The organism is uncultured Campylobacter sp., from assembly GCF_937949835.1.
GTDB lineage: Bacteria > Campylobacterota > Campylobacteria > Campylobacterales > Campylobacteraceae > Campylobacter_B.
Genome location: NZ_CALEDC010000363.1, coordinates 1 through 3,735, shown reverse-complemented (window position 1 = coordinate 3,735; position 3,735 = coordinate 1). Strand labels below are relative to the sequence as shown.

5 protein-coding genes are annotated in these 3,735 nt (G+C 35.4%); all 5 read left to right on the top strand.

Going from position 1 to position 3,735, the window contains the following annotated elements; genetic code table 11:
- Positions 1-1,824 (top strand): hypothetical protein (locus Q0256_RS08335; protein ID WP_297962148.1); only part of this gene is annotated, 1,824 nt, incomplete at its 5' end.
- Between the two features lie 24 nt (positions 1,825-1,848).
- Positions 1,849-2,319, top strand: coding sequence for a hypothetical protein (locus tag Q0256_RS08330; protein ID WP_297962146.1), 471 nt, complete (start codon positions 1,849-1,851; stop codon positions 2,317-2,319).
- Between the two features lie 87 nt (positions 2,320-2,406).
- A complete protein-coding gene (locus Q0256_RS08325) occupies positions 2,407-2,778 on the top strand; it encodes a hypothetical protein (protein WP_297962144.1) in 372 nt (123 codons plus the stop codon).
- 83 nt (positions 2,779-2,861) lie between these two features.
- On the top strand, positions 2,862-3,227 hold the full coding sequence (gene imm40, locus Q0256_RS08320; protein WP_297962142.1) for an Imm40 family immunity protein: 366 nt from the start codon (positions 2,862-2,864) through the stop codon (positions 3,225-3,227).
- Entirely contained in the window at positions 3,208-3,618 is a 411-nt protein-coding gene (locus Q0256_RS08315) for a hypothetical protein (RefSeq protein WP_297941695.1), read from the top strand. Before imm40 ends, Q0256_RS08315 begins: the two co-directional genes overlap by 20 nt.
- The last annotated feature ends 117 nt before the right edge of the window (positions 3,619-3,735 follow it).

The window sequence follows — 3,735 nt, the reverse complement described above, 5'->3', positions numbered from 1 at the left end:
CTCTTTAGCGAAGGGGGAAGGAATGAGATAAAAAGAGATTATGAAGACGCCTCTACCATATACGATGCCATATACCAAATAGCAACTACCGATAGAGTTAGCATTAAAGACTTTTTTAGCGAAAACGGCAAAGGCTTTATGACGGTAAACGCAGTAAGGCAAGAGATAGCAAACAATCCCGAGCTAAGACGGATGCTACAAAGCGATGAGCTTTCTGATCAAGAGAAACAAGCCATAACGCAAAACATCACAAGACAGGTAATGATAAACCTAGGCTACATCCCAAATCAAACAAAAACTATCTACACCGATGAGACCGGTAGAGACGGTAAGCAGATAATGGGCTTTTACTCCTTGCAGACGCAAAACAGCTATATCAATATAAAAAACAACGAAAGCACAAAGGATCTAGTCGCTACTTCTGCTACCGAAAGCCAAAGAGCTATGGATCATCAAAGAGGCATAAACTTCCTCCAAAACGAAGATGATCATTCGACCTATTCACAGAATTTCGGAAACGCAGTCGCTAGATACTACGGATATGCTCTTAGCTCATACGGCAGTGGTTACGGCTCTGCTAAGATAAATAATCCAAGCAGTATCAATCAAAACTACTACGCAAGCAACAATAAAGAATTCTCTAGGCTGGATAAACAGAAGGGGGCGAATAGGCAGTTACTTGATGAAGAGGTACATAAAATATATGAACTATCTAAAATTTACTCGGAAAAAAAGAATATACCTCTAGAAAAGGGAACCGCTATAGTATCCAAAGCATTCTATGGTTTAGTAGACAAAGATGCAAACGATATGTATGAAACTAATTTGGACACGGAGGAGGCTTTTGAATATCTAGAGGCTCAAGACTTTTTAAAATCCAAAATAGATTATTCAAGAATCATCCCTACTTATGATGATAATGAATTTAGTGGTATAGGTTGGGCGTTCAAAGAGCAATATAACGATAGGTATTCAAATTTGAAAGGATATTCTAGAAATAAGAAATTCTATGAAAAATACCTCAAAATAGATAATCCAGCAGATACTTTCTCGTTCTCGGGTTTAGCCGATAGTATTAAAAATTTCGCTGATGGTTTTACAAAGCCGTTTAAAGATTTAGCTAATGAAGCCACTAATAATACTTCAGAATTTTTAAAAGCTACCGCGATAGGAATTTTAAATCCTTTTAAATCAGGATTTAATTTCGGAGAGAATTCACATAAAACATATGAAGAAGCAAATCTAGATGATTTTTTAGGTGATAAACAAGGTAGAGATCAAAAACGTGGAGAAATAGCAGGAAGTATTGCGCCGATCATAGCCGGCGGAACAATCGGAGGTGTTCTAAAAAAGGGCAAAAATGCTCATAAGGTAGGAGAAGCCGGCAGGGCTGCCGAAGGCGCAGAGACTACAAAACTCTCAACGGCTGTCGGTGAAACTGCAGGTGCGGGAACGGCAAAAGCTCCGACGGCTATTAGCGAAGCTATTTTAAGTAATAATATAAAAATTACTCAAGACGAAATGATTCATGTGTTAGATGCTGCAAATCAACTTGATAGAAATAAGTTAACTAAGGCTGGTAGAGCAATACAAAAACACGGCGATAGGCCAGGGGATATAATTGAAAAAGTCAAAGGGAATGCCGCAGTAGAGAATTCTGAAGGCATAAAATTAGTTAAAAAAATTTTAACGGACTCTAAGTTAGAAGTTAAATCATATTATAGCTCTATATATAAAGCAAATATCAAAGATTACAGGAGCAAAAATGGCGGAATAAGGATGAATATTGATAGTGGTGAATTTATGGGGTTTTTAAACCCATAATCAAATAATTTTTAGGATTTTAATATGATAAAAAATGAATTTGAATTTTTAATTGCCTCCGTGCCGGATAGAGAAAAAGTAGTAGCCGAGATTTGGCATATGGACAGAGAGCCTTTAATACAGATCAACCATGAAACAAATAAGCTTTTAGTCGCTGCTACCGAGACTCGGCATAATATCAATTTTTACGAGCTTATATGGGCGCTATATGCCGGGGGATTATGGCTAAAAGATGGGAATCAAAGACCGAATTTTACGGAGCAATTTGAGAAATTTTCAAAAAGAAACGGAAGATGTTCGGAAAATATCTTTAAATTTACAAGATATGAAAATAAAGTGAGTATAGAACATAAAGGCAATCTAATAGCGCATGTCATAAAAGAAGGTGGCGCCCTATCGGTAGGTTTGTTAAATTTTGGATTTGAATTAAAAGACTGCGTAGAGCTCGAAAATTTCGTATGGGCTTTGCAAAATTCTAGGAAACTGCTATCATGAAAAACTATAATACATTTTATAAAATTGGTATTATGCCAAAAAATAGAATAGAAAAGATATTTGAGAATATTAACATAGGAACGTATTTTGGACCAGAAAAAAAGATTCCATAACCCCTTCTTTAGTGAGGAGCTAAATAAATTTTTAAATGTTATGCTAAAGCATGAGTTTTCCGGTAAGGATAAACTTATTAAGCAGCTTAATAATTTAAGAATTAAAAAGATTGAGGAGGACGCAGGCTTTAAGGCCTTTGTCTTTGAAGTAGTGGATCAAAATTTACTAGATTATGAGGGCATACCATATCCGGCGATAGATATGTTAGTGTTTAACAATTTGCACTACACAACAGAATTTATACTTCACTGGGGTGAATGTGTAAAAGAGTTAGAGATTTTTAATATTGCAGGAGAGGACTATCTTGAATTAGAAAATTTTGAGGATATTGAATTCTTGGATTAGTAAATTTTTAAATATTACTAGAAACGATGACAAAACTGTCAAACATAGATTTTTTAGACCTAACGTGAAATAAAGGAGAGATTATGTTTATAGACGAAGATTATGTCAATATCGTGCCGCAGGATCTATTGGAGCGCGGTATTCGCTTAAGAGAGGAACTCGGTTTTTATGAAATCGCTTGGAAATTCGACGATGTAATGGAGGTGCTTAAAATCACAAAAAGTAAAGATATGGTTATCCTCGGAGGAGATGTATATCGCTTAAGCGGTAATAAGCCCATAATCACAGGCGATGGCTGGTACACGAACAAGGGAGATGACGATGCATTCGAAGTAGCGATCCGATATATCACCAATTATCGCGCGAGAAATGGAGATGATTTTGCATACTGCCCGACTATTTGTCCATATACCATCCTACAGGAGCCAAATGAACAAACAGAAAAATGATCAATTTTTTATAAACAAGAGTTTACCGCCTAACGTAGAAAGATGGCTTAACATAATGCTTCGATATAAATTTAAAGGCAGAGATGAATTAATATCTCATCTCAAACTTATAAAGATCGATAGCGTAATAAAGGAAGTAGGTTATATGCTAATAAAATTTAAAGAGCCTAAAGGTACGGAAAAGCTATCGTTAGAAAATTTCCCGATGAGCACTATAGTAATAGATATGATGGTGTTCACAAAAGGAGAATATGAAACCAACTTCTTACTCTACAATAACGATTATGTAAGTAGGCTAGAGATTTATAATGTTGCAAGCGAAGCATATCTTGAATTAGAAAATTTTGAGAATATTCAATTTTATAATTTTGATGAAAATAAATATGAATAAGTGCTTGAAATTAATAGTAGCCCTATTTTGTATCAATATAATGGCTGCGAGCTTATTAAAAGCAAATAACCTCGTAAGCTACAAGGGCTCTAAGCTTTCAAGCATAAACGCTAACTA